This is a genomic window from Dongia sp. (genome assembly GCF_041910485.1).
GTDB lineage: Bacteria > Pseudomonadota > Alphaproteobacteria > Dongiales > Dongiaceae > Dongia.
Map to the genome: position 1 here is coordinate 25,089 of NZ_JAYRQR010000027.1, position 26,226 is coordinate 51,314.

Annotated in this window: 24 protein-coding genes and 1 pseudogene; 14 read left to right on the forward strand and 11 right to left on the reverse strand. The window is 63.8% G+C overall.

Features of this window, described 5'->3' with window-relative positions; all coding sequences use genetic code 11:
- Positions 1-106 precede the first annotated feature (106 nt).
- Entirely contained in the window at positions 107-775 is a 669-nt protein-coding gene (locus tag ACE3PP_RS08525) for a CPBP family intramembrane glutamic endopeptidase (RefSeq protein ID WP_374380533.1), read from the forward strand.
- On the opposite strand, the gene ACE3PP_RS08530 is transcribed toward ACE3PP_RS08525, so the two are convergent.
- From ACE3PP_RS08530 to ACE3PP_RS08540, 3 genes are read right to left on the reverse strand one after another with little or no spacing between them, the layout of a single operon-like run.
- Complete coding sequence (locus ACE3PP_RS08530) at positions 772-1,473, reverse strand: pseudouridine synthase (protein WP_374380536.1); 702 nt, start codon at positions 1,471-1,473, stop codon at positions 772-774. The two genes, ACE3PP_RS08525 and ACE3PP_RS08530, sit on opposite strands and share 4 nt — an antisense overlap.
- Entirely contained in the window at positions 1,470-2,510 is a 1,041-nt protein-coding gene (locus ACE3PP_RS08535) for a class I SAM-dependent methyltransferase (RefSeq protein WP_374380539.1), read from the reverse strand. The genes ACE3PP_RS08530 and ACE3PP_RS08535 overlap by 4 nt, the downstream gene beginning before the upstream one ends.
- Positions 2,511-2,559: 49 nt before the next feature.
- Positions 2,560-2,985, reverse strand: a complete 426-nt coding sequence (locus ACE3PP_RS08540) for a GFA family protein (protein ID WP_374380542.1) — start codon at positions 2,983-2,985, stop codon at positions 2,560-2,562.
- A gap of 311 nt (positions 2,986-3,296) precedes the next feature.
- Between ACE3PP_RS08540 and ACE3PP_RS08545 the strand changes: the two genes are divergently transcribed.
- Positions 3,297-3,443: a hypothetical protein gene (locus ACE3PP_RS08545; protein ID WP_374380545.1), complete on the forward strand. Its 147-nt coding sequence runs from the start codon at positions 3,297-3,299 to the stop codon at positions 3,441-3,443.
- Between the two features lie 12 nt (positions 3,444-3,455).
- On the opposite strand, the gene ACE3PP_RS08550 is transcribed toward ACE3PP_RS08545, so the two are convergent.
- Complete coding sequence (locus ACE3PP_RS08550) at positions 3,456-4,292, reverse strand: helix-turn-helix domain-containing protein (protein WP_374380548.1); 837 nt, start codon at positions 4,290-4,292, stop codon at positions 3,456-3,458.
- A gap of 210 nt (positions 4,293-4,502) precedes the next feature.
- Here ACE3PP_RS08550 and ACE3PP_RS08555 point away from each other — a divergent pair, with 210 nt between their 5' ends.
- The 6 genes from ACE3PP_RS08555 (at position 4,503) to ACE3PP_RS08580 (ending at position 10,388) form a co-directional block, all read left to right on the forward strand.
- Positions 4,503-5,966 (forward strand): iron-containing redox enzyme family protein, encoded by a 1,464-nt coding sequence (locus tag ACE3PP_RS08555; RefSeq protein ID WP_374380551.1) that lies wholly within the window; start codon positions 4,503-4,505, stop codon positions 5,964-5,966.
- An 11-nt stretch (positions 5,967-5,977) separates the two neighbouring features.
- Positions 5,978-7,468: an aspartate aminotransferase family protein gene (locus tag ACE3PP_RS08560; protein ID WP_374380554.1), complete on the forward strand. Its 1,491-nt coding sequence runs from the start codon at positions 5,978-5,980 to the stop codon at positions 7,466-7,468.
- Entirely contained in the window at positions 7,458-8,297 is an 840-nt protein-coding gene (locus ACE3PP_RS08565) for a class I SAM-dependent methyltransferase (RefSeq protein WP_374380557.1), read from the forward strand. The genes ACE3PP_RS08560 and ACE3PP_RS08565 overlap by 11 nt, the downstream gene beginning before the upstream one ends.
- A 5-nt stretch (positions 8,298-8,302) precedes the next feature.
- Entirely contained in the window at positions 8,303-8,701 is a 399-nt protein-coding gene (locus ACE3PP_RS08570; protein WP_374380560.1) for a Rieske (2Fe-2S) protein, read from the forward strand.
- Positions 8,702-8,819: 118 nt separating this feature from the next.
- Positions 8,820-9,746 carry a DMT family transporter gene (locus ACE3PP_RS08575; protein WP_374380563.1) on the forward strand — a complete coding sequence of 309 codons (927 nt, stop codon included), beginning with the start codon at positions 8,820-8,822 and terminating at the stop codon, positions 9,744-9,746.
- Between the two features lie 168 nt (positions 9,747-9,914).
- Positions 9,915-10,388, forward strand: a complete 474-nt coding sequence (locus ACE3PP_RS08580) for a hypothetical protein (protein WP_374380566.1) — start codon at positions 9,915-9,917, stop codon at positions 10,386-10,388.
- 117 nt (positions 10,389-10,505) lie between these two features.
- On the opposite strand, the gene ACE3PP_RS08585 is transcribed toward ACE3PP_RS08580, so the two are convergent.
- From ACE3PP_RS08585 to ACE3PP_RS08600, 4 genes are all read right to left on the reverse strand, one after another.
- Positions 10,506-11,306: an exodeoxyribonuclease III gene (locus ACE3PP_RS08585; protein ID WP_374380569.1), complete on the reverse strand. Its 801-nt coding sequence runs from the start codon at positions 11,304-11,306 to the stop codon at positions 10,506-10,508.
- A gap of 462 nt (positions 11,307-11,768) precedes the next feature.
- Entirely contained in the window at positions 11,769-12,584 is an 816-nt protein-coding gene (locus ACE3PP_RS08590; protein WP_374380572.1) for a gamma-glutamyl-gamma-aminobutyrate hydrolase family protein, read from the reverse strand.
- A 149-nt stretch (positions 12,585-12,733) separates the two neighbouring features.
- On the reverse strand, positions 12,734-13,027 hold the full coding sequence (gene rpmB, locus ACE3PP_RS08595; protein ID WP_374380575.1) for a 50S ribosomal protein L28: 294 nt from the start codon (positions 13,025-13,027) through the stop codon (positions 12,734-12,736).
- Positions 13,028-13,129: 102 nt separating this feature from the next.
- Entirely contained in the window at positions 13,130-14,044 is a 915-nt protein-coding gene (locus ACE3PP_RS08600) for a DMT family transporter (RefSeq protein ID WP_374380578.1), read from the reverse strand.
- Positions 14,045-14,187: 143 nt separating this feature from the next.
- On the opposite strand from ACE3PP_RS08600, the gene ACE3PP_RS08605 reads away from it, so the two are divergent.
- Positions 14,188-15,051, forward strand: a complete 864-nt coding sequence (locus ACE3PP_RS08605) for a LysR substrate-binding domain-containing protein (protein WP_374380581.1) — start codon at positions 14,188-14,190, stop codon at positions 15,049-15,051.
- 13 nt (positions 15,052-15,064) lie between these two features.
- Here the strand turns inward: ACE3PP_RS08605 and ACE3PP_RS08610 are convergent, their stop codons facing one another.
- From ACE3PP_RS08610 to ACE3PP_RS08620, 3 genes are all read right to left on the reverse strand, one after another.
- On the reverse strand, positions 15,065-17,074 hold the full coding sequence (locus ACE3PP_RS08610) for a methyl-accepting chemotaxis protein (RefSeq protein WP_374380584.1): 2,010 nt from the start codon (positions 17,072-17,074) through the stop codon (positions 15,065-15,067).
- 236 nt (positions 17,075-17,310) lie between these two features.
- Entirely contained in the window at positions 17,311-18,303 is a 993-nt protein-coding gene (meaB, locus tag ACE3PP_RS08615) for a methylmalonyl Co-A mutase-associated GTPase MeaB (protein WP_374380587.1), read from the reverse strand.
- Positions 18,300-20,207 (reverse strand): ABC transporter ATP-binding protein/permease, encoded by a 1,908-nt coding sequence (locus ACE3PP_RS08620; protein WP_374380590.1) that lies wholly within the window; start codon positions 20,205-20,207, stop codon positions 18,300-18,302. The genes meaB and ACE3PP_RS08620 overlap by 4 nt, the downstream gene beginning before the upstream one ends.
- Before the next feature lie 342 nt (positions 20,208-20,549).
- On the opposite strand from ACE3PP_RS08620, the gene rpe reads away from it, so the two are divergent.
- The 5 genes and pseudogenes from rpe to ACE3PP_RS08645 form a co-directional block, all read left to right on the forward strand.
- Positions 20,550-21,224, forward strand: a complete 675-nt coding sequence (gene rpe / locus ACE3PP_RS08625; protein WP_374380593.1) for a ribulose-phosphate 3-epimerase — start codon at positions 20,550-20,552, stop codon at positions 21,222-21,224.
- A gap of 19 nt (positions 21,225-21,243) precedes the next feature.
- The gene (locus ACE3PP_RS08630) at positions 21,244-22,971 is read left to right on the forward strand and encodes a heparinase II/III family protein (RefSeq protein ID WP_374380595.1); all 1,728 of its coding nucleotides are present in this window, start codon (positions 21,244-21,246) and stop codon (positions 22,969-22,971) included.
- 191 nt (positions 22,972-23,162) lie between these two features.
- Positions 23,163-24,122: a helix-turn-helix transcriptional regulator gene (locus tag ACE3PP_RS08635; protein ID WP_374380598.1), complete on the forward strand. Its 960-nt coding sequence runs from the start codon at positions 23,163-23,165 to the stop codon at positions 24,120-24,122.
- A gap of 292 nt (positions 24,123-24,414) precedes the next feature.
- Complete coding sequence (gene purH / locus ACE3PP_RS08640; protein ID WP_374380601.1) at positions 24,415-26,007, forward strand: bifunctional phosphoribosylaminoimidazolecarboxamide formyltransferase/IMP cyclohydrolase; 1,593 nt, start codon at positions 24,415-24,417, stop codon at positions 26,005-26,007.
- Positions 26,008-26,020: 13 nt separating this feature from the next.
- Positions 26,021-26,226: pseudogene (locus tag ACE3PP_RS08645) on the forward strand (hypothetical protein); the annotation flags it as partial.

The following is a 26,226-nucleotide window of genomic DNA, read 5'->3' on the forward strand; positions in this document are numbered from 1 at the left end:
CCCCTGAGCTCACGGAATGTGATGGCCGTCACAGTCCTGAGGCCCCGCCGGCTGGCATGCTGGTCTCCGGGGCTGAAACGGAAAGCTGCGGCCATCGGGGGGCGGCATGACGGATATCGAGTTATTGCTTGGCGGGCAGCAGACGCGGACCGAATCGGTTCCCCGGTCGCAGCGTCTCTTGCTCTGCCTCATCCTCGCCATGCTCGCCATGCTGCCCACCCAACTTTACCGCCTGGGTACGGACGACGCATTGCCCTGGCTCCTTGCGGACTATGCCGGTCGAATCATGGCGATCGCGGTCTTGTTCATTCTTCCGGCCGGGCGCTGGTGTCTGCGCCGCCGTGATGAACTCAAGGTCGGCACGCTCGAAGCGGTGGCCTGGATCATCGGCATCCTGGCGCTCTTCCTCATGCTGCCGATCGGTCAGACCCTGGCTGCCTGGTTTCCGCAGGCACCGCTCGGCGCCTATCCTAGTCCAAAGGGCTTTCTCTACGCTCTGGACATCACCCTGGGTCTTGCCTTGGTGGCGCTGCATGAGGAGCTCATCTTCCGCAAGCTCGCGAGCCATGTCATGAGCTCATTCGGTTGGGGCTTCTGGCGCGTCGTGCTGACAAGCGCCGTCCTGTTCGGCCTCTTCCATTGGTGGCGGGCACCCGCCGGCATGATCGCGGCCGGCCTCTATGGCGCCGCCGCCATGATCTGCTACCGCCGCACAGGTTCACTCTGGCCGGTGGGCTTCGTTCACTACGTGCTGGACTATCAGGCCTTTTCCTAAGGCAAGATCACGCGCTGACGTTCGGTTAACGACAATTCACGCCAGGACCCTTCGGCAAGATCGCCGAGGGTAAGGCCGCCGATCGCCGCGCGGTGCAGCGTTTCGACATGGTTGCCGGTCGCGGCGAACATCCGCCGCACCTGGTGATAGCGGCCTTCATGCAGGACAAGGCGCGCGGATCTTTCACCCGTGACGGTAAGCTCGGCCGGCAGCAGCGGCTTGGTTTCGGATTCCAGCATCATCGTGCCGCTGGCAAAGAGGGCGCCCTCGTCGCCGCGCAGCGGCCGTGCGAGCGTTGCTTCATAGACCTTGGGCACGTTCGATTTGGGCGAGATCACGCGGTGGAGGAAAGCGCCGTCGGCAGTGAAGAGCAGCAGCCCCGACGTATCGCGGTCGAGCCGGCCGATGGGCGAGATCGGCGGCTTCCGGAAGCGCCAGCGCATCGGCAAGATATCATAGACGATCCGCCCCGGATCCTTGGTCGAACAGGTGAAGCCCACTGGTTTGTTGAGCATGATGACGGCCTCTGCGTCCGGGTCGAGCGGTGCGCCGTCGAAGCGGATCTCGCGATGGTCGATCGTCGAATCCGCGTCGATCTCCTGGCCTTGCGCATCGGTGAAGCGGCCGTTGCGCAGCATCGCCATCACTTCCTTGCGGCTGCCGTAGCCCAGATTGGCAAGATGCTTGACCAGTTTCATGTCGTGCCTTCGATGATCTTGTAGCCGTCCGCGATCGTCACGATGCGGCGGTGGGCGAAATGGGTGGCGAAGACCTCTTCATAGGGCAGATGCCGGTTGGCTACGATGAGGAGGCGACCGCCGGGTCGCAATGCCTTGGCGGCTGCGACGATGAAGCCTTGCCCGAGATCGACGCGGTCGGCGCGGCCCGTGTGAAAGGGCGGATTGCTGACGATGAAATCATAGCGGCGTTGAAGTCCCTGCGTCACATCCTGCCACAGGAAGTCGAGCGCGACGCCTTTGGCAAGCGGCGCGAGATTGCCTTGTGCGAGATCGAGGGCGAGGCGCTCGGCCTCATAGCAATCGAGCGATTTGACCCTGGGGCAGTGCGCCAGGATTTCGGCGCCGAGATAGCCGAAGCCGCAGCCGAGATCTGCGCCGGCACCGCTGATATCCGTCGGCAGATGTTCGGCGAGCAGCGCCGATCCGGCGTCGATCCGGTCCCAGGCAAAGAGGCCGGGGCGCGTGAGAAATCGCGGGTCGCTCTCCAGCCGGCGCGGGCGCCCCAGCGCCAGCCATTCCGCCAGCAGAGTCTGGTCGATATGCGCCTTGTCGATGACGTTCCAGAAGACGCGCGCCTTGTTCTTGGAAAGTGATGACACATCGCCCGCGAGCTTGCCGAGATCCGCCTCGACCGACCGAGCGCCCTCGTTGTTGGTAGAGGCCGCCACAACGATCCCGCCGGCCATGACATGATTGACCGCTTCGGCAAGGAGATGGCGCGCCTCGTCCCGCTGGCGCGGCGGCAACAGCAGGATGAGCGGGAAGGAGCCCTTGGGAAGATCCGGATCCTGTGCGAGTGCCACCCCCGCCGCTTCGAGATCGTTCGCAAAGGGCCGGAAGGTCTGCCGGCAGATCAATCGGTCTCGCGGCACCCCAGGTTGCGCAAGGGCGCTGCCCATGCGGGCACGCAGGAACAGCATCCCGCCTGCCGTCGGCCAGGTGAGTGCGCCGGTCGCGAAGGGCAGCAGAAGGGTATCGAGGGCCGGATCGGACATGACGATCCTTTAGCGAAATGCCGCCGGCTTGTCGCCTCCCAATGCAGGGCTATTTGGGTGGCGTCGGATCGTAGCCTTCGAAGGTCTGCGACTGCGCGACGTTATCCGCGATTTCGTAGTAGTCACCCTTGTCGGCAACGAAGATATGGCGGCCGAGCGAAAGCCCGGTCGGCCCGTCGAGGGAGCCGGCGGTGATGCTGGTATGGGGACGCCCGGCCCCCTCCCAGAACAGATTCGATCCGCAGATCCGGCAGAAGCCGCGCCGCGCCGTGTCGGACGAGTTGTACCAGGTGATGTTCTCCGCGCCCTCGATGGTCAGGTGGTCGTGCATGGCGGCGCTCGCCATCATGAAGCTCCCGGTGGCGCGCCGGCATTGCGAGCAATGGCAGGCGATGACGGGACGCATGGCGCCCTCGACGCGATAGCGCACGGCGCCGCACAGGCAGCCGCCCTGGTGATCAGCTTTTTTGTCCATCCCGGGTCTCCCTTGATTTGCATGCCCCATGCTGCGCCAGGTCGGGCGGCAAGCTGTCGCGCCGGCGACACGCTCTTGCCAGCCCGGGCTCGGACCGCTAAGGTAGCACCCATGAGCAAGGTTCAGACCCTTTCCGCCGCCGCGCTCGGTGGGCGATTTTGGTACCGCTGGTATAATCCGGCGGCCTGAGGGATTCTGATCCACGCTTGACACCAGGGCCGCCTTCCACCGGCGGCCTTTTGTATTTTCAAACCCCCTCATTGAAAATCCGGGTCCCGATTGGAAGGCGGTCTCACACCAAGGAGACCGACATGACCCGTTTCGATTTCGACGTCATCAGCGACACCCCGCCGGTGAAATCGCGCCAACCTGAACAGCTGCCCGAGCAGCCCGCATTGCCGGCGGCGGAAAAGCGGAATGCCGAGACATCGGCACCGCCTGCCGAACGCGCCGCTTGAAAGTCGCGCCGCCTATTCCGCGCCCTTGAGGTAAGCGCCGGGGGTGACACCCATGATCTTCCGGAACATGGCGATGAAGGTGCTGGGATTGGCAAAGCCCAGCTCAAGGGCGACGTTCTTGACCGCGCGGCCGCTTCCCAACAAGGAAAGGCTCTTGAGGAGTCGCATCTGCTCGCGCCAGCGGTGGAAGGTAAGGCCCGTCTCCTGCACGAACAGCCGCTCGATGGTGCGGTCCGACGTGCCGATTTGGGCCGCCCAATCCTTGAGGCTGCGCCGGTCGCCGGGATTGATGGTGAGGGCGGTGCAGATCGGCAGCAGGCGCCGGTCGCTCGGCATCGGGATGTGAAGATCCGATGTCGGCATCGCAACGATCTGGTCGAGCAGCACGTCGGCAATATGGGCGTTGGGTGTGCCGGGTGCGAAGTCCTTCGGGTCCGGTGCCGTGGTGCTTATGACGGCGGCAAGGATCAGTTCGCGCAACAGCGGCGAAACGCCGAGCGTGCAGGGTTGCGCGGGCAGGCCCGGCCGTGCGCCCGGCTCGACATAAAGGGTTCGCATCGCCGCTGCCTGGTTGATGCGGATTTCGTGGGAAAGGCCACCGGGCACCCAGATGCAGCGATTGGGCGGCGCCACCCATTGGTCGCTCGCCGTTTCCACCGTCATGACCCCTGAGCAGCAGAAGATCAGCTGCGCCTTGCGATGGACATGCGGCTCGATATGCCAGTCGGTGGGATAATCGATCGGTACGACCAGGACCGGAACCGGCACAGCATCGACGTCGAACCATTGCGCGTCGATGGCGGCGCGCGCTTCCTGGGAAAACTCCGTCGTCTTGGCAATCTTCTTCATGATGGATCGTCTGCGGCCCGCTTTCCCTGATTTTCCCCGCAGTTCGAATTATGTCCTCCGCCCTCGCTTCCCGCATCCCAAAACTTTCCTAGGTATCGATGCTCATTATCGTAGGATTTGCATTTTGCACGTCATGGTTGTGGCATCATCACTATATTCGCGTATCATGATTGGGAAATAACCTCTTTGGTTGTATTTGAGGGGGCCATCATGACTGATATCGCGACAATCCAGCAGGAATCCGACGCGCGCAGGGCCATAGCGCACTTTGCCGCCCTCTCCTGGCAGGATGAGGCAACAGCAGACGAACTGCTGATCGACGGTGATCCGTTCCGCCGCCCGACCCGGGCCAAGGATCTGCCGCATCTCGCCCTCAATCGCGCGGTGCCGATGGCGCGGCTCGCCGGCAACAGCGCCCTGGTCCTTCACCGCCTGCTCTTCAACGCATATGAAACCGATCTCCTGTTCCTGCCTTTGGCCAAGGAGTCCGCAGGGGAATCCGGGTGGCGGAATTTCGATCTCTTCTACGGCGCGGATACGGCGTCACGGGCGGGTGCCGCGCGACCGCATCTCGAAAATCTCGCCTTTGCCGATCTTGAGGCATCGATCGACATCACCGGACCCTGGTCGGCGGAACCGGCGCTGGCGCGCCTTCGGGATTTTCTGACGGCCGAGGAAACGGCGCCTACCGACGATCTTGCCGACCCGGTCATGGCGGCGCTGCTCAACGCCGCCGACCCGCGCGCCGCCGCAGGGCATTATCTGGTGCAGATGGCCCCGGATTTCCTGTCCGAAGCGTCGGCGATGGCGCGGCTTGCCCCCGGTGCCTATGGCCCGCTGCAATCATCCCTCTTCAATGTCCTGATCGACGAATATGGCGCTGCTGTACACGGCGCCAAGCATTCGACCTTGTTCGAGGCAACTCTTGCCAGCATCGGCCTCGACTGCCGGCCACATGCCTATTGGCAATTCTACCAACCGGGATCGCTGGCGCTTGCCAACTATTTCCACTATGTCGCCGCCAACAAGCGCCACGTCTTCCGCTATCTGGGGGCGCTCTTCTATACCGAAGCCAGCCTTGTCAATGTAACCGGCCGACAGGCGCGCACCTTGCGCCGCATCTTCGGCAATGAAATCGATCTGCGCTATTTCGACGAGCATCACCATATCGACCGGCACCACCGGCAGATGGTGCTGACGCGGCTCATCGAACCGGCTATTGCCACCTGTGGCCCGCGGGCGATCGAGGGCATCCTGCGCGGCTTCGAGGAATTCCGATTGTTGCAGGAGCTGGCTGACCGCGACTTGGCCGACCAGCTCGGCTGGGCGGGTGCCGTGCGTCCCAACGACCCGAAACTCGCACCGTTCCTCGCCGACTGGCGCGCCGGCCGCCTCGACAGCGAGACCTTCCGCGAAGTCCACGACGAACGCTCGACCACCCACATCCATCCCGACGACCGGTTGCTGGTGATTGAAACCGGGACCATGACCTTCTTCCCGCTGGCCGGCGTGGAACTGCGTCTCATTGCGGGTGATGCGCTCTTCATTCCGGGTGGAAGGCTTCACGGCTCCATCGTCACCTCGCCCGACAGCACCTATCACCAGCCGATCCTGCCACCCGAGAGCGCAGCGACGCTTTGGCAGCGCCCTTCTGCCGCGATGGGTGCGGCATGATCTGCCCCGGCATGATCTCTTCCGGCACGCTTGCTGCGACCGGCCACGGCTTCGACCTCATGCCGTCAGCGATGGCGGAATTGATGGACGAAGCCGTGCCGCTCCTCCTCAGTCGCATGACCAGGCCGGCATCGCGCACGGTTGCGAGCCTCGACCGGGCGGCGATCGAGACTCAATTGCCCGCTGCCTTGCCGCGGGAAGGCGGCGGGGCAGCGCGTCTCCGTCAGATCCTGCTCGAGGAGTTCCTGCCCCTGGTGCGTGACTATCGCCATCCGCTTCATCTCGGGCATCAGCGGCCAGCGCCGAGTTTCGCCAGCCTCTATGCCGATCTCGCTGCCGCTGCCTTCAATCCGACCGTCACCATGTTCGAAGGGGGTCCCTATTCGGTCGCCGTGGAGGCCAGGGTCCTTGCCTGGATGAAACAACTGGCGGGTTTTCCGGATGATGCCGTGGCGACGCTGGTCAATGGCGGGGCCGAGGCGCATCTCACCGCATTGTTGATAGCGCGGGACCGAGCCCTTGCCGCCGGCCACGCGCGCGAAAATCTGCGCCTTCTGGTCGGCGCGCATGCGCACTATACCCTGCCCCGGGCCCGGCACATATTGGGACTGCCGGCCGAGGCGATGATTGAAATTCCCGCCCGGCCCGATCTCTCGCTCGACCCCGCTGCCCTTGCGGATCGCCTCGACAGCTTGCGCGCCGACGGCCGCATCGTCATGGCCATCGTGGCGACGGCAGGCGGCACGGCGAACGGCGCGTTCGACGATCTCCAATCGGTGGGGCGTTTGGCACAACAGGCGGGGGCCTGGTTTCATGTGGATGCGGCGCATGGCGGTGCGGCCCTACTGAGCTCGCGGCACCGTGCCAAGCTCGCCGGTCTCGATGCGGCCGACAGTGTCGTCATCAATCCGCACAAGCTCTTCTTCGTATCGTCCCCCTGTTCGGTTCTCCTCTGCCGGCAGCGCGCCGCCTTTGCAGCCAGCCTCGATGTGGGCCTTGCCCAGGCCAGCTATGTCATCCCCGATCCGGCGGCGCTCGAGACGATCGCCGATGGCGACGAGCCATTGCGCTGGACCATTGCCTGCACGCGCTTCTTCAGCGCCTTTCGCCTCTATGCCGCCCTTTCGGCTTATGGCACCGATGGCCTTGCGGCACGCCTCGATCATGCCTGCGATCTCGCCCGACATCTCGCCGGCCTTGTGACCGCCGCGCCGGATTTCGAATTGCTGGCACCGCCCACCTTCAACATGGTCTGTTTCCGGTACCGTCCGTCCGCCGTCCCAGCTGGACAGCTCGACCGGCTCAATCGTCGGCTCCGCGACCGTCTGGCCGCCGGGTCGGATGCCTACCTCACGGGATGCACCGCGCACGGCGCCTATTGGCTGCGCGCCCAAGTGATGAGCGAACAGGTGGATACACAGTCGCTGGCGCGCCTCCTGCCACTCCTGCGCCACGATGCTGATTCACTCCTGCAGACAGAGGGGAACCAACATGTCCAATGAAAACGCCGGAATTCTCATGTCGGTCTATAAACCTGCGGTGTCGACCGACGACGCGAAGATTGCCGACATGTGGTCCATCAGCGGCAAGCTGCTTCATACCGACGCCTACCGTCGCACCTTTGCCAAGCTTTTGGCGCAGGCGCTCGGCGATCGCGACCAGTCCATCCTCGATGCCGCGTGCGGTACCGGTTTCCCGATGATCGAGCTCCGCGACCTTGGTTTCAAAAACCTCACCGGCGCCGATGCCGATCGCGATCTGCTGGACGAATTCCGCGCGACCATCGCCGCCCGGCAGGACCGGGACAAATGGAACCCCGAGCTCAAACTTGCACGCTGGCAGGAGTTGCCGCAACGCATCGACCGACAGTTCGATACGGTGCTCAACGTCGATGCGGCAATCGGCTTCATGGATAGTTGGCTGCCCGGCGACATGCGCCAAGGACCGGTGGCGATCTTCGCGCGGGTGATCGAGGTGCTGCGCAATTTCCACGCCGTGACGCGGCCGGGTGGGCGCTTCTTCATCGGTCTCCAGAAAAACAATCACAAGGGCAACAGCTACCACCCCATGTTCGTCGGCCGCATGCTGGTGGACGGGCGCGAGGCGTTGGCGCATTGGAACATGAGCTATGATTGGCAGACCCGCATCAAGACCTGGGTCAATCAGGTCGAATGGGACGGGCAACGATTCGAACAGATGCGCCAATCCTATCTCTTCGATCTCGACGAACTGGCGGGCTTTCTTCGCGAGGCGGGCTTTGCCGCGGTGACACGGTTGCCGACCCCAGACGATCTCTATGAAGACATCCTCATTGCGACACGGGCCGGGTGAACGGGATGACCGAGTACCGCTTTCTTCTCGTTCCCGCCGGCCGCACGGAAATCTGGCATGGCGCGCGGCGCTACTTCCTCCTCAGCACGAAGGAAGGGCCGCCGCGCATCGTGCCGGGGACCTGCCCGCATCGCGGTGGCCCGTTGGCGCTGGGACATTTCGACGAAGGCAGCCGGACCTGGCGCTGCCCCTGGCATGGCAACGGACAGAAGGTGACATCCTTGTGCCGGCGCGCGCTGCCGGCCATCCGGCGCGGCGACGAATGGCTGGTTGCCCTCCCCCTGGAGGTTGGGCGGCCTGAATCAGGGCCGGGCGGGCCTGGTGCTGCCGGGTCGGGATCCCATGCCGATATCGACCCCATCAGCCTCAGCCGGCGCGTTTCGACGGCGGACAGGGCCGTCTGACCCTTTCCCGCTACTCTTTGTCGGCTTTGCGGGATGGTGTGTACTCAACCGCTACGAGCCGGCATGTCAGATTGGAGCAGGGGGACTGGACCCCGCTTTCCCATCGGAGGAACCTGCCTTGTCATTGCCCCTTGCCACCGATCCGGCCGCTCTTCTGGGCGCCCGCTGGCAGCGGCATCTGGGCATCCTCTTCGTATTGGGGGCTGCTCTGGCCTGGAGTTCGGCCGGCTTCTTCACCCGTGTTGTCCATACCGACCTCTGGACCATGCTGGTCTGGCGTGGTGGGCTCGGTTCGGTGGCGCTTTTCGTCTTCATGACCCTGCGTGACGGTCGCGATGGCTGGCGGGCGATCCGCGCGGCCAAGGCGCCCTATTGGATCGCCGTCGTTTTGACCGCCTTTGCCATGCTGGTCTTCATCGCCGCCTTGAGCCTCACCAGCGTCGCCAAAGTGTCGCTCATCTATGCCGCCGTCCCGTTCGCGGCGGCATGCCTCGCCTATGTCATGTTGGGCGAGCGGCCGAGCCCTGCGGCGCTGCTCGCCAGTCTCATTGCCGCCATCGGCATCGCCATCATGATGGCGCCAAGCTTCGCAGCCGGTTCTACCGGTGCCTTCGATCACACTTTGTCGGGTGATGCTCTGGCCTTGCTGATGACCCTGTTGATGGCGCTCATCACAGTGCATGTAAGGCGCTGGCCAGATCTGCCGATGGTCAGTGTCGGTGCCTGCGCCTGCCTGCTCACCGCCTTGATGGCGCTACCCTTCGCGACGCCGCTGTCGGTCAGCGCCCATGATGTCATCTGGCTGTCATTGTTCGGTCCCATTACCTCGGGGATCGGCTTCGTCCTCTATGCTAAGGGTGCGCAGCGGCTTGCTGCGAGTGAAGCGGCCCTGCTCGGTGCTGTTGAGACGCCCCTCGGCCCACTCTGGGTCTGGCTGATTTTCGGCGAGGTGCCGACAGCGGCAACGTTGTTGGGTGGTGCGCTTATCTTCATCACCCTGCTGGTCTATGTTTGGCGTGAAAGTGCGCGCGAACACAGCCTTTGAGCGCAACATTATCATGCGTTTGTTCAGCTAGTGCCATCTTCCCTCAACTTGTCGTGAATCCGGTAGAGATTGGCAGGAAAAAGAGACAGGCTTCGCTTCAGTTATTCCACACCCCATACCATTCTGTAGTCGCTGGCTCGGATCGCCAGTGAAGATGGGGAATTGAACATGGGCGTACAACTCAGGCAGACAAGTCGAAAACTGGTCAGCAAAGGCATGGTCGCGACGATGATGCGTGGCGCTGCCGTGCCGCTGCGTGCGCGCAGCAAGAGCCGCGTCGGCAACCCGGTCGGCAATGTTCCTGACACAGCTTTGATGACCAAATCAGTCAGCGATCTGGCAGACCTTTATCTGCAGGTGGCCGAGCGATTACTCGATGTCATTCACGATCAGCCGCACAATCTCCGCGCCGCGCGAACCCTCAGCGATCATCTGGAATGGGTCGGCGCGCGTGCCTCGCTGTTGCGCAGCTTCATTGAGGCCGGTGACGAAGCGGTCAGCTATATCTGCGCGTCGGATGAAGCCGCAAACCGGCTGGTATCCTTGGTGAAGCTCGCCAAGGACAAATTGCGCGAACCGGGCCGGCTCTCCGTGGTGCTGCATCTGCTGGAACGCATCGACGAGGAGTTGCGCCTCATCTGACTTTAATCCCGTTGCACTCGACCCCTAACCCCAACGCAAATACCCTGTGACGCTTCACGAAGGGGATGACCAGACGGTCATCCCCTCTTTTTTTGCGCCGGTTTGCGGCAAGGGCGTCTAGTCGATATCGACGATGACGGCGACATGGTCGCTGGGCTGGGTCCAGCTGCGCATATCGCGCAGGATGGTGGCGTGCCGCACCCGCTTTGAAATGGACGGCGTCACCCAGATATGGTCCAGGCGCCGCCCGCGATCGTTCTTGGTCCAATCGGCCGAACGATAGCTCCACCAGGAAAAGAGCTTGATGGGCGGTGGCGTGATCTGGCGCACGGCATCGACCCATTGCCCGGCCTTCTGCACGGCATCGAGTTTTTCGACCTCGATCGGTGTGTGGCTGACGACGGAAAGCAGCTGCTTATGAGACCAGACATCGTCTTCCAACGGCGCGATGTTGAGATCGCCCACCATGATCGCCTTGCCCTTGGCGGCGGCACCCGGCTTGGTGTGGCTTTCGAAATGCGCTTTGAGCTCGTCGAGGAACTGCAGCTTGTGTGCAAACTTGGCGTTGCTTTCGGGGTCGGGAATGTCGCCGCCGGCCGGGATATAGAAATTGTGCAGCTCCACGTCGCCGCCCAGGATGACATGGGCGTGGCGTGCATCGCCTTTGAGACACCAATCCTTCGGGTCCATGATCTGGAAAGGAATCTTCGACAGGATGGCGACGCCGTTATAGGCCTTCATGCCGTGGAAGCGCACGTAAGGGTACCCCAGTGCCATGACGTCGGCGAGCGGGAACAGCCCGTCCTCGACCTTGATCTCCTGCAGGCAGATGACATCCGGCCCTTCCTGGACGGTGAGACGCCGCAGCAGGTCGAGGCGCAGGCGCAATGAATTGATGTTCCAGGTGGCAATACGCATGGGTGAGAACTCGTGGGATTAGTTGCCGCCGCGCGGATGATGCGACTGAAATACTATCCGGTGAGATGCCATGTCGAATCGGTCAGCGTCCAGCCGACCGGCATCCTGTTACACGGATGATCAGCGTGGCCGCCAAGTTGGGGCGGCGACTCACGGCTCAGTATTAGGAACGCCCAGAAAATAAGAACGCCCGGTCAGGGGAGGACCGGGCGTTCGACACTCCGTTTTCGCGGAGTCCGGTTACGGTGGGGGAGACCGCTTCCGGTGCTGGCGACAGTCATTGCAACTGCGCCAATCGCATGAGACTTAGATGATCCTGATACACCCGAATTCAAGAGGTGCGCTTCCAAAAGAATGCACATCTGACATGCACAGGTGCATAACTCGGAAGTGGTTGGAATCGCCGCCGGAATTCCGACCTCACGGAGATATGATCAGGATTCGGCGTTGCCTCTGCAGCGCTCAGGCGGCGCTGGCGGCGGCTTTTTTCGCGCGCCGCTCGGCGGCGTAGGCGCGCACCGCCGCACCGAAGGCGCGGAACAGCTTCATCGAATCCGGATTGTCGATGCAGCGATATTCCGGGTGCCATTGCACGCCCAGCGCGAAACGCTTGCCCGCGACGCGTACCGCTTCGATCACCCCATCGGGGGCATGGCCTTCGACGACCAGTCCATTGCCCAGCCGGTTGATCGCCTGCCAGTGCACTGAATTGATGGTGATCTCCTCAGTGCCCAGGATCTGCGCGAACGCGCTGCCGGGCTCGAGGATGAGCTGGTGCGCCGGCTTGTAGATCTCGTCATAGGAACCATCGGCGCCGCGATGGTCGAGCTTGCCGGGCTGTTCATGGATGCGGGTGTGCAATGTCCCGCCCAGTGCCACGTTCAGTTCCTGGAAACCGCGGCAGATGCAAAAGACAGGGATGTCGCGCTTCAGCGCCGCGCGGAGGAGGGGCAGCGTGACAGCGTCGCGGCCGGGATCCTGTGGGCTGTCGTCCCGGTCCGGATCGCCATTGTAATGCTCGACCGCGATGTTGCTGGGGCTCCCGGTGAAGAGCAGCCCGTCGACATGGTCAAGCAGCGCCTCGACCGGCAGGGCGGCACCGAGCGCCGGGTAGGATAGCGGATAGACGCCGGATCCTTCGATGAGCGCCGTCAGATATTTCTCGCCGACCGTGTGGTAGTTCTGCCCGTCGATGAACTTGACGCACATCGGCACAGCGACCACGGGGGCGTCGGGGCTAAGGGTCTCTTTCAGGCGGTAGGGTCCGGGCTTGCTCATGATCGCTGGCTCTTGGTGTTTGGCAATATTGGCAGAATCTAGCCAGCGCCCCACCGTTCGACAACCCGCACAGGGCGCGGGGCTGATCTCCAAAAAGCAAAAGGCCCGCCGGTTGGGCGGGCCTTTCCTTCGTCGGGGACGAAAAGCTCTTAGGCAGCGGCCTTGGCAGCGGCCTTCTCGATGCGGCGCTTCAGGCGCTTCGCTTCGGCCGGCAGGTTCTTGTCCGCCGTCTTGGCCAGATAGGTATCAAGGCCGCCATTGTGCTCGATCGAGCGCAGGGCATGGGTGGTGAGCTTCAGGCGGACCTGCTGACCCAGCGTGTCCGAAAGCAGCTTGGTTTCCTGCAGGTTCGGCAGGAAACGGCGCTTGGTCTTGTTGTTGGCGTGGCTCACATTGTGGCCCGTCTGCACGCCCTTGCCAGTGATATCGCAACGCCGGGACATGGCGGTAATCCTTCTGAATCAGATACTTACGTCAAAAGAAAGGGGCCGGAATATGGGTTCCGGCCAGCTCGGGGCGGTTTTTACGTGGCAAAGCCCCGTCCGTCAAGGCGATTCCGGTGCCAAAGGCGGCTCCAATCTCGGCCGGCGAAGGGCCCCATAGACGCCCAAAAGCACCAGAAATCCACCCAAAACCACCCCCGATGCCGGTACCTCGCCGAAAAAGGCGAAGCCCGCCACGAAGGCAAGGGGCAGGCTGAGGAAGGAACTGGCGGCTTTGACCCGCACCGGGGCGTGGCGCAGGACCGTGATCCCGAGAACCCCGTAGCAAGTGCCAAGCACGGCGACGCCCAGCATATAAAGATGCGCCTCGATGTCCAAAGGCCGCCAATCCAGGGCGGCAATGGGCGCCATGCCGATCGATGTCGTCACCGACAGCCAGAACATGAGCGACAGGACCGGTTCCTGCCGGCCGATCGATCGGGTCGTCACCAGCATGGTGCCCCAGGCGACGGCCCCCAGGAGAGCCACCAGGATGGCGGGGTCCAACCGCCAATCGGCGATGCCGGCGCCGTCGCAGGCGACCATGACCGCGATCCCCAGAATGGCGATGCCGATCCCGGCGATGACATGAAGGCTCACATGTTCCTTCAGAAGGATGGCGGCGAGCGTGAGGGCCACCAGCGGCTCCAGGAAGAAGATGGCAACCGTCAGCGACAGCGGCAGGTGCGCCAGGGCGTAATAGAGCGAGAAGCTGGCGACCAGATTGAGCAGCGCGCGCAGCAGATAGATCGGTCGCAGGGGCGAACCCGGCCTTACCCGCATGATGATGAGAATCGGGCCCAGCGTCGCGATACCGTAGATCCAGCGCAGCAACGTGACCTGCGCCGGGCTGGCATCGAAGGCCGCCGTCTTTGCCAACACGTCCATGCCGACACCGGCGATCACGGCGACAATAGCCATAGCGCTGCCGAGGTTCGGGTGGATGGTGAAGCCCGACGCGTAAGTGTTTCTGTTCAAGATTGACGGTATCCGCTCAAGGTCAGCATCATAGTCTCATGCCAAAAGAAACGCCTCCGCCGCAACTGCTGAAAAAATCACCGAGGCTCAGGAAAACTGACCCTGGATTCGCATCGGCCAGAAACCTGCCGCCGCTCAATGCATTGCGTGCGTTCAACGCCGCAGCGCGGCACGGTGGCTTTGCCGGCGCCGCCCGCGAGCTCGGCGTCTCACCCGGTGCCGTCAGCCGCCAGGTGAAGATCCTCGAGCTGCATGTCGATGCAGATCTCTTCAAGCGAAATGCACATGGCGTGGTTCTGACGGCCACCGGCGAACGGCTGTTGGCATTGACCGAACGGGCCTTTGACCTGCTCCATCAAGCCATGCCCGGCCAGGCGCCTGACAGGAGCCTCGCTTTTCAAGTCTCGGCATCCTTCTATCTGCGCTGGCTGTTGCCGCGCTATCTCGGCCTGCAAGCCGATCTGCCGCGGGCGAAGGTCGAACTGGCCATCGCCAGCAGGCTCGGCGCGGATGATGCCGGTGCGGATCTCTCCATCCGTTATCACCGTTTCGACGCTGTCCCAACGGACGACCGGCTGAGCGAGCGATTGTTTGCAGACGGTTCCGTGGCGGTGGCGGCGCCGACGCTGCTCGGCCGCCGCAAAACGCCGCTGCCCCTCAAGGCCCTGCGCCGCCTGCCGTTGCTGCTCAACACGCCGGATGGATGGGACTGGCGGATTTTCGCCCAGGTGAACGGTATCGACCCCTTGCCGTTGAATGCGGCGCAGCAGCTCGACATGGACGATGCCGCCATCCAGGCGGTCCTTGCCGGCGCGGGCGTTGCGCTGGTCGAGCAACGTTTCGTCAGCGACCTTCTGCACAGCGGTCAACTCGTCCGCCTTTTCGATCTGCCGGCGCTGAGCCTGGGTGAATATCGACTGCATTGGCGCTCCGGCATCGCCCGGCGCGCCATCGTTGCCGACCTGCGGCGTTGGTTCAAAGGCGAGATCGCGGCGCAGATCGTGTGATCGCGCCGGATGCTCAGGCACTGCGGCGATCGTTGTCGCGACCGGCCGTGCTGATAAGGCGGCCGATGAACTGCTCGACCACCGATTTCAGCTGACCCGCCTGGCCGGTGACCGACCCCGCCACTTCGAGCACATGGCCCGAGCGTTCGCCGGTCGTGTTGGCGGCGGCCTTCACCTCGGTGATGACTTCCGCCACTTCCTGGGTCTTGGCGCTGGCTTCGGTGACGTTGCGCACGATTTCCTGCGTCGCTGCCGATTGCTGGGTGACGGCGGCGAAGATGGCGCCGGTCGAGGCGTTCATGCCGTTGATGACGTCGGTGATCTCGGAAATGGCCGAGGCCGCCTCCTGTGCCGTCTTCTGCACGCTGGCGATCTGGGATTCGATCTCGGCGGTGGCGTCGGTCGTCTGGTTGGCGAGGCTCTTGACCTCGGTCGCCACCACGGCGAAGCCGCGCCCGGCTTCACCCGCGCGCGCCGCCTCGATCGTGGCGTTGAGGGCGAGGAGGTTGGTCTTCCCCGCGATGTCGCGGATGAGGCCGAGGACCCCGGCCACCCGGTCGGCGACCTGGGTCAGGCCGTTGACGATGCGGCCGATTTCGGAGGCGCGGGCGACGGCGGTTTCGGCAGTCTGGGTCGCCGTTTCGGCCTGGCGCCCGATCTCGGAGATCGAGGCCGACATTTCGGTGATGGCGCCCGCGATCGATTGCGCGTTGCCCGCTGCCGTGCTGGCCAGGCGCGAGACCGTTTCCGATTGCGCGCCGGAGGTCTGCGCCGCTTCGCGCATCACCTCGGATTCCTGCTTCAGATCGCCGGCGATGCCCATCATCGAGCCCACCGTGGTGCCGAAGGTGCTGTCGAAATCGGCGCAGAGCGATTGGATCTCGCGGATCTGGGCTTCGCGGTGCTCGGCCTCGGCCCGTGCCGCGCGCTCAAGTTCCAGGCGCTTCGAGATGCCGCCGCGGAAGGTTTCGACCGCGCGCGCCATGCGACCCAGCTCGTCGCTGCGGGCAACCAGCGGCACGGCAAGGTCGGTGCGGTCCTGTGCCAGCTCGTCCATGATGCCGGCGAGATTGACGATCGGCCGCGTCACGTTGCGGCGGATGAACAAGACCGTGCCCATGATGGCGAGCACGAAGAGAATGGCGGTGACGGCAAAGGTGACGATGCGGTCGGTGACGAAGACACCGACGCGGGCGGTGAGCAGTTCGGCCAAAGCGGCATCGTTGGCATCGCCAAAGGCCTGGACCGCCTGCCGCGCCGCCTTTGCGGCATTGTCGACTGCGCCGACGTCGAGCTTGCCGGCCTCACCCGCCAGTTCGCTTTGCATATAGGTGTCGGAGAAGGCGTTGATGGCCTGGGTCATCGCTTCATAGGATTTGCCCAGGCGGTCCGGCAGGATGTCGGCCAAACCGTTGATATTGTCCTTGCTGCCGCTATAGGCGGAATCGAGCGATCCGGCGGCACCGGCCACGACCGATTTGAACCCGCCGTCGAGTTTCAGGAGGCCGGCCACGTCATTGATCGAATAACCGCCCGTGGGGGTGCTGGCGTGATCATGGGTGTAGGCGGCGATCTCCTGCACGCGGTCCATGAGGTCCGGCACTTTCAGCAGCACCAGATCCATCACGTAATAGGAGTCGAGATCTGGATCGAGGATGAGGTTCGACTTGTCGCCCACCCGGGTGATGAGCGCGCGGATGGCGCCGGCGGCAGCGAGCGCATCGTCGCCCTTGACCGCCGTGACGGCGGCGGCGGCGAGTTCGGCCGATTGCATGCCATCGCCATAGGCGCCTTCGGCCTGGGTGACCGTGTCGGCGATCGCCGCCTTGTCGCCGCCATCCAGCAGCGCGCCGTGCGCCTTGCGCAACGCGCCCAGATAGAAATTGCCCTGGGCTTCCTTGTCGCCGAAATCGATCGCGATCTGCTGCGATTCGTAAAGCTTGTAGATCGTGAAGCCGACCGGCAGCGCGAAGAGCGCAATGGCCAGGGCCAGCTTGGCAGCGATCCCGAATGATCTGTTCATATCGTCACCCGTCCCGGATTTAAGTCGCGGCACCCTAGCTTCCCACAGCTGCTAAACCTATTTGCCGTGATGTCGCACAATTGTATGATAATGCTATATATCATTCCTAATCTGGCGCAGGTCTGGTAACGGATTGGTTAATTGAACAGGTGAATAGGCAGAAAAGCTGGAATAACTGCCGAATTCATGTCGCTTCTATGGGAAATCCGTCATATCGACGGAAGATTTACCTTGTTTCAGCGATTGAGGAAGCTTGCCAGCAGTTCCTGCGCGGCCGTGCCGGGCGCCATTTTGCCGGCGCCCACCTTGGCCTCCAGGTTCCCGAGCTTGGCCGCCACATGCGGGTCGGCCTTCAGCGCCTCGATGAGGCTGTCGGAAAGCTCATGCCACAGCCAGGCTTTGGCCTGGTCGCGGCGCTGGGCGTCGAAGGCACCGCTGCCTTTCAAGGTCTCTTCAAAGGCGAGGGCCTTCACCCAGACCTCCGCGATGCCGGTCTGCTTCAAAGCCGAGGTCCGCAATACTTCCGCCCGCCAGCCCGCATGGCGCGGCTGCATCAGCCCCAGCGCGTTGGCGACATCGGCGGCGGCGCGGTCGGCGGCCATCTTGAGATCGCCATCCGCCTTGTTGACGACCAGGATATCGGCAAGCTCCATGATCCCGCGCTTGATCCCCTGCAGATCGTCGCCGCCACCGGGCAGCAGCAGGACTAGGAACAGGTCGACCATCTCGGCAACCGCCGTCTCCGATTGGCCGACACCCACAGTCTCGACGATGATGAGATCGAATCCCGCCGCCTCGCAGACCAGCAACGCCTCGCGCGTGCGCCTGGCGACGCCGCCTAGCGTCAGTCCGGCAGGCGAGGGGCGGATGAAGGCTGCTTCCGACCGGGACAAGGCCTCCATGCGCGTCTTGTCGCCGAGGATCGACCCGCCGGAAAGGCGCGAGGAAGGATCGACCGCGAGCACGGCGAGGCGCCGTCCCTCACCGATCGCATGCTGGCCGAAGGCTTCGATGAAGGTTGATTTGCCGACGCCGGGCGGGCCGGAAATGCCGATGCGCAAGCTCCGGCCACTGTGGGGCAACAACTCTTCGATCAGCGCCTCGGCCTGGCGGCGATGGTCTGCCCGGGTCGATTCAATGAGCGTGATGGCGCGCGCCAGCGCCCGCCGGTCTCCGGCGACGATCTGGGCGGCATGGTGTTTTATGGTGGACCCGGTGGCGGCGTTCATGCCGGCACTTTACTGCCCGCACTTCCGCTCTTCAATTCTCCACCCGACATATCGCTGCCCATCAGCTCCTTCCGCGCCGCTTCCTGCTGGCGGCGCCACATGCCGGCATATTGGCCACCCTTCTCCAGGAGTTCCTCGTGCCGGCCACGTTCGGCGATGCGCCCGTCATCGAGCACGATGATCTCGTCGGCGTCGATGATGGTGGAAAGACGGTGCGCGATGACGAGCGTCGTATGGTCGCGCGCCACTTCGGCCAGATTGTCCTGAATCTCGCGCTCGGTGTGGGAATCGAGAGCCGAGGTCGCCTCGTCGAACAGCAGGATCGGCGGGTCTTTCAGGATCGTGCGGGCGATGGCGACGCGCTGTTTCTCGCCGCCCGACAGTTTCAGGCCCCGCTCGCCGACCTTGGTCTCGTATTTGTCGGGGAGGCCCATCACGAAATCATGGATGTGCGCCAGTTCCGCCGCCTGCTGGATTTCAGCGGGGCTCGCCCCCGGCCGGCCATAGGCGATGTTGTAGGCGACCGTGTCGTTGAAGAGGACCGTGTCCTGCGGCACGATGCCGATGGAGGCGCGGAGCGACCCTTGCGTCACGTCGCGAATATCCTGCCCGTCGATGAGGATGCGCCCCGACCCCACATCGTAGAAACGGAACAGAAGGCGCGAGAGTGTCGACTTCCCCGCACCCGATGGACCGACGATCGCAAGCTTGTTGCCGGCGGGCACGGTGAAGCTGACGCCTTTCAGGATCGGCCGGCGCGGATCGTAGCCGAACTCGACATTCTCGAAGCGGATCTCGCCCGAAGCGACGGCGAGCGGCTTGGCGCCGGGCTTGTCGGCGATTTCGATGTCGACGCGCAGCAGGGCGAACATCGATTCCATGTCGATGAGCGATTGGCGGATTTCGCGATAGACAAAGCCCAGGAAATTGAGCGGCAGGTAAAGCTGGATGAGATAGGCATTGACCAGCACGAAATCGCCGACCGTCATCGTGCCCTGCGCCGTGCCGCGCGCCGCCATGCCCATCATCAGCACCAGGCCCGTGGCGATGATGAAGGCCTGGCCGGTATTGAGGATGGCGAGCGACGTGCGGCTTTTGACGGCCGCTTTCTCATAAGCCTGCAGCGCCACGTCATAGCGCCGCGCTTCATGCTCCTCATTGCTGAAATATTTGACCGTCTCGTAATTGAGGAGCGAATCGACGGCCTTGGTATTGGCCGATTGATCGCTCTCGTTCATGTCGCGGCGGAACTGGATGCGCCATTCGGTGACGCTGAGCGAATACCAGATATAGACCAGGATCGTGACGAAGGTGACGGCGGCATAGGTCCAGTCATAGAGCGTCCACAGGATGACGCAGACCATGCCGATCTCGATCAAGGTCGGCAGCACGTTGAAGAGGATGAAGAACAGCAGGAACTCGATGCCCTTGGCGCCGCGCTCGATGGCGCGGTTGAGGCCGCCGGTCTGCCGCTCCAGGTGAAATTTCAGTGACAGTGCATGCAGGTGCCGGAAGGTGGACAGAGCCACGGCACGGATCGAGCGCTGGGCGACCTTGGCGAAGATGCCGTCGCGGAATTCGGCAAAGGCCTGGCTGATGACGCGCGCGACGCCATAGGCGAGGAGGAGACCCAGCGAGATGCCGATAAGGCTCGTCGCTGTCCCGGCGGCCGTCCCCGCCGGGTGCCCCAGGGCATCGACCATGCGCTTGAAGAGAAGCGGCACATAGACATTGGCCACTTTGGCGATGATCAGGCACAGCACGGACAGGACCACGCGCCCACGCAGGTCCCATTGGCCCTTGGGCCACAAATGGGGCAGCAGGGCGCGCAAGGCGTGCATCTGGGTATGCGGATTGGTGTCACCCGCCGGGCGCGGCTGGGCGGGGGAATGGGGGGCGGCCATCGGCGCTTCCTGACAGGTAAACTCGTTGGTTCAGCAATATAGGGTCGAAGCCTCCCGGGCAAAGAGCCAGTAATGCGGGGGTGGCATGCGCGGGGGCGGATCCGCTCCGTTCCGCTCGCTGGCGCGCACCCCCACCCCGTCGGCGCATGCCGACATTCGTCGGCGGGCCCTCCCCCTGAAGGGAGAGGGAATTTCACCGGGTTCGCTGAGACAGCGGTGGCAGACCGGCTGCAGTCCCCTCTCCCTTCAGGGGGAGGGTTAGGGTGGGGGTGTCGGCGCTAGCCGAAAGCTTCTCCCACCCGTCCTTGATCGCGGCGCGGGGCGGATGCTAGTTAGGCTGCCATGCAACAGAAAACCAAGATAGCGCCGTCGATCCTGTCGGCCGATTTCGCCAGATTGGGCGCCGAGGTTGCCGCCATCGCGGCGGCGGGGGCCGATTATGTCCATGTCGACGTGATGGACGGGCATTTCGTCCCCAACATCACCATCGGCCCGGGCGTCCTCAAGGCCCTGAAGCCCCACGCCGCCATCCCCTTCGACGTGCATCTGATGATCGCCCCGGTCGACCCCTTTGTGGCGGAATTCGCCGCGGCCGGCGCCGATATCATCACCTTCCACCCGGAGGCGGGGCCGCACCCCCATCGCACGGTGCAGCTCATCAAATCGCTGGGGAAAAAGGCGGGCCTTTCGCTGAACCCGGCCACTTCGCTCGACGTGCTCGACTATCTGCTGCCCGATCTGGACCTCGTCCTGGTGATGAGCGTCAATCCGGGTTTCGGCGGCCAGGCCTTCATTCCCTCGGCTCTGGAGAAGATCGCCGAGATCCGCCGCCGCATCGACAAGGTGAGTGCCGCCCAGGGTGGCCGCGTCATCGACCTGGAAGTCGATGGTGGCATCAATGCGGAAACCGCGCGCCAGGTCGTGGCGGCCGGTGCCGACGTGCTGGTCGCGGGTACCGCGACCTTCAAGGGCGGGCCAACAGCTTACGCCGGCAATATCGCCGGCCTGCGTACCTGAGACCGGGCCCGGCGCCGCGATGGCCGAGGGCAGCATCAGCGAAACGAAGAAGCCCGGCCCGCGGCGCGGCAACCAGCGGCCGAAACTGGTGGCGCCGCGCCTGCAGACATTCTTCTCGCTGCCCGGTCAGCTGATCTGGCAACGTTGCCGGCGGCGCCTGCTGCAGCCGGTCTATCAAAGCAGCCTCTATCACATGACGCTGGGCAAGCGTTCGGCGGGCGATCTGCAATTTTCCTCGCCTGAACCCTGGCCGGGCGATGCGCAGGCGGGCCTGCTGCTGCTCAGCGACGAATTCCGTTTCGCCGGCGAAATGGTGCGCAGCCCGAAGCCGCTCGGCAATCCGATCGGCATGAGCGACGGCTGGCGCGAAGTGGTGAATTCCTTCGCCTGGCTCAACGATCTTCGGGCCGTGGGCGGACCGTCGGCGCGCAACCTCGCCAAATCGCTGGTGACGCGCTGGATGGAGGAGAATGAGCGGTACGAGGAATTCGCCTGGCGCGCCGACATTCTGGCGGCACGCCTGCGCAACGTGCTGCTCAATCACACCTATCTCGAAGTGAACAGCGATGCGCTCTTCCGCTCGCAGCTGCTGCTCTCCCTGTCGCGCCAGGCCGAACATCTTGCCCGGGCGCTGCCTGATGCGCTCGCTGGCGCACAGCATGTAAAAGCGATCATCAGCCTGATGCTGGCCGGCTTGATGCTGCCCCGGGGTGAGAAATGGCTGGCCAAGGGGCAGGCGCTGTTGGGGCCGACGCTGGCGTCGCAGATCCTCGCCGATGGCGGCCATGTCGAACGCTCGCCCCAGGTGATGCTGGAATTGCTGCAGCACCTCATCGATCTGCGCGACGTCTATTCGCTGGCCGGGATGAAGCTGCCCGACGGGCTCTCGATGGCCGTCAACAATCTGGGCTCGGTCCTCCTCATGCTGAGCCACGGCGACGCCGTACTGGCGGGCTTCAACGACACGCCGGAGCTTGACCCGGCCCATGTCTTCCAGGTGCTGGAGCGCGCCGGTGAAAAATTGCGGCCGCTCAACCAGCTGCCGCTCACCGGTTTTCAGCGCCTCGATCGCGGCAAGAGCGTCGTCATCATGGATTGCGGGGCGCCGCCGCGCCACGGGCTTGACAGCCACGCCCATGCCGGGACGCTGTCCTTCGAGTTCGGTTATGACAATGAGCGCATGATCGTCAATTGCGGCGCGCATCCCTGGAGCAAGGAATGGCGCCAGGTGCAGCGGACCAGCGCCGCGCATTCGACGCTGGTTGTCGACAACACGAATTCATCGATGCTGCTGCCGCATGGCGGCCTGGCGCTCCGGCCCGAGATCGTGACCTGCCGGCGCGAAGAAACGGATGGACAGATTTGGATCGACACGTCGCATGACGGGTACGAAGAAGGTTTCGGCCTGGTGCATCGGCGCAAGCTCTATTTGTCGGCCGACGGCAACGACTTCATGGGTGAAGAACATCTGGTGGGGCCGGGCGGCAATGAATATGCGCTGCGCTTCCATCTGCATCCGCAGGTCAGCGTCAGCGTCACCCAGAACGGCCAGGCCGCGATCATCAAGATGCCCAAGGGCTCAGGCTGGCGGCTGCGTGTCGACGGGGCCGATCTGGGCCTCGCTGAAAGCGTCCATATCGGGCAGAACGGCCAGGTGAAGCGGTCGCAGCAAATTGTCGTCATCGGCACGATTGACAGCGATCAGACAGAAATCCGCTGGCTGCTGCAAAAGGAAGGTAAGAAATAGCCTTTCGTTCGGTATTGCCGACCGCTCTAGGTGTCGTCGCCCAAGATTGCCGCACCTGGATTTGCTGCTCTACGAACATCGGTGTGTGACTCCCGAAGGTTGTACAGTCGTACAAGTTATGCCCGCTTGACAAGGCTCCGCCGCCGCACGAGAAGTCCAAGAAAAGGGCTCTTTTGCTGGGTGGACGGGGAATGGCGCTGGAATTCCAGAGCATCGATACGCGCCGCTTGCCGGCGGATCATCGGCTCAACACGCTCCACGATTTTCTGGCGCGCGAACTGATGGGCATCGACATCAAGCCGACGAACGACGGCCCGGGCTTCACCGTCACGGTCAACGCACTGGTTCTTCCCGGCATCCGCATCGTCGAAGGCCTTTCCGATCCGCTCACCTGCCAGCGCACGCAAGCGATGCTCGCTGACGGTCAGGACGATTTCATGCTCGACGTCATGTCGGCGCCCGTCGAACTCACGTTGGAGAAACGTTGGCATGTGACGGCGCGCGCCGGTGACGGCTTGCTCTATCCGCTCGACCGGGCGTGGCGCATGGTGCATGACCGCGCCGACGTTCGCTGCCTGCGCTTCTCGCGCGCGCTTCTCGCCAAGGTCATCCCCGATCTCGACGCCTGTCCCTTGCGCGTGCTGCGGCCGGAGGACGGCTTGCTCGGTCTCCTCATGGGCTATGCCGATCTCGTCTACAAGGGCGGCGCCGGGCAAGATGCAACGCTCGCTGCCGCCATGTCGCGGCATCTGGTCGAACTTGCGGCCCACGCCTTCGCCAAAGACGGGGCAAAGCCGATGGAAGCGGAAACGCGACAGAGTGTCGCCGCCATGCGGCTCGATCTCTTCAAGGCCGAGATCGAGCGGTCGCTTGCCGATTGCGCGTTCGACATCGGGCGGCTGGCGCGCCGGCACAAGGTGACGCCCCGCTATATCCAGATGCTGTTCGCCGATGCGGGCACGACCTTCACCGACTTTCTGCGCCAGCGGCGCCTGGCGTTGGCCTACCGGCTGCTCTGCGATCCGGCCCAGGCGGAACGGAACGTCGCCGACCTCGCCTACGCCGCCGGGTTCAGCGATCTCTCCCATTTCAACCGGGCTTTCCGCCGCCGATTTGGGGCAACGCCACGCGAAATCCGCAAAGTTTGTTGATTTAACGTCTGCAATTTCGCATTTCGCCCATTTTCTTCGCCCAAGTCCAAGACGCGCGTTTCGGCTTTCGCTAATTTTCGCTTCGAAAGCCGTTCTCTCGGATTTCCGCGAACTGGATGCGGTCCGGCCGTCCCCTGGGCCGCCTCCCGTACCGGCCCCTGCCAAGTCTTTCAAAGGGTTGGCAGGGGTCTCGGTGCCTCCCACGGCCCAGACCCCCGCAAATCACCCTTGCCACCCTGGGTTCGGCGCTTTAAGCCCTGCCGGCATCTCCTTGACGTCACGGGAAGTGATCATGCCGCATCAGCACCGCCCCATCCGCCGCGCCCTCATTTCGGTTTCGGACAAGGCGGGGCTTGAGGAACTGGGCCGGTATCTCGCTGGGAAGGGTGTTGAAATCCTCTCGACCGGCGGGTCGGCCAAGGCGCTCGGCGCCGCTGGGATCGCGGTCAAGGAAGTGGCGGCCCATACCGGGTTCCCAGAGATCATGGACGGGCGCGTGAAGACGCTGCACCCCAAGATCCACGGCGGGCTCCTGGCGCGGCGCGATCTTGCCGACCATGTCGCGGCGCAAGCTGCGCACGGCATTCCCGACATCGACCTCCTCGTCGTCAACCTTTATCCCTTCGTCAAAACCGTGGCGGGCGGCGGGTCGTGGGATGATTGCATCGAGAATATCGACATCGGCGGTCCGGCCATGCTGCGCGCGGCGGCGAAGAACCATGATTTCGTCAGCGTCGTCACCGATCCGGCCGATTACGCCAAGCTCATCGCCGAGATGGAGCAGCAGCAGGGCGGCACGTCGCTCGCCTTCCGTCGGGCGCTCGCGCGCAAGACCTATGCGCACACGGCAGCCTATGACGGCGCCATCGCGCAGTGGATGAACGAACAGGCGGCCGACCCGCTCGCTGAATCGATCAGCTTCTCGGGCGCCCGCGTGCAGATGCTGCGCTATGGCGAGAACCCGCATCAGCAGGCGGCCTTCTATCGCGCCGGCCCCGCGCGTGCCGGTGTCGCGACGGCGGTGCAGCTCCAGGGCAAGGAGCTCTCCTACAACAATCTCAACGACACCGACGCCGCCTTCGAACTGGTGGCCGAATTCGACAAACCCACCATCGCCATCATCAAGCACGCCAACCCGTGCGGTGTCGCCAGCATCGACGATGCGGCGAAGATGGCGGAGGCTTACGCCAAGGCGCTTGCTTGCGATCCGGTCTCGGCCTTCGGCGGCATCATCGCGCTCAACCGTCCGCTCGACGCCAAGACGGCGGCGGAGATCGTGAAGCTCTTTGCCGAAGTCGTCATCGCGCCGCAGATTTCCGATGAAGCGAAGGCGGTGCTGGCCGCCAAGCCTAATGTCCGCGTGCTCGAAACCGGATCGATGCCGGACCCCAAGGCCAAGGGCCTCGTCGTCAAATCACTTGCCGGAGGCCTCCTGGTGCAGGACCGCGATTTCGGCCACATCACCGAAGGCGAGCTGAAGATCGTCACCAAGCGCGCACCGACACAAGCCGAAACCGCCGATCTCCTCTTTGCCTTCCGTGTCGCGAAGCATGTGAAGTCGAACGCCATCGTCTATGCCAAGGACGGCGCCACGGTCGGTATCGGCGCCGGGCAGATGAGCCGCGTCGATTCCTCGCGCATCGCGGCCTGGAAAGCCGACGAAGCGGCGAAGGCCGCGGGTGCCGCGACCAGTTTCGCCAAGGGCTCGGTGGTGGCCTCCGACGCCTTCTTCCCCTTCGCCGACGGCTTGCTGGCGGCAGCGTCCGCGGGAGCGACGGCGGTCATTCAGCCCGGTGGCTCGATGCGCGATGCCGACATCATCAAGGCGGCGGACGATGCCGGCCTCGCGATGGTGCTGACCGGCATGCGCCACTTCCGGCATTGAGCAAGTACCGGCGATGTACAGCGAAACCGATCTCGATTCAGCCGTCGCCGCCGGGGTGATGCCGGCCGCGACCGCCGACGCCTTCCGCGCCCATGTCGCCGCCCAGCGCTCGACCAGCCTGGTCGATGAGGAAAGCTTCCGCCTCGTCACTGGCTTCAACGATATCTTCGTCACCATCGCGCTGGTGCTGCTGCTGACCGCCCTGGGCTGGATCGGCTA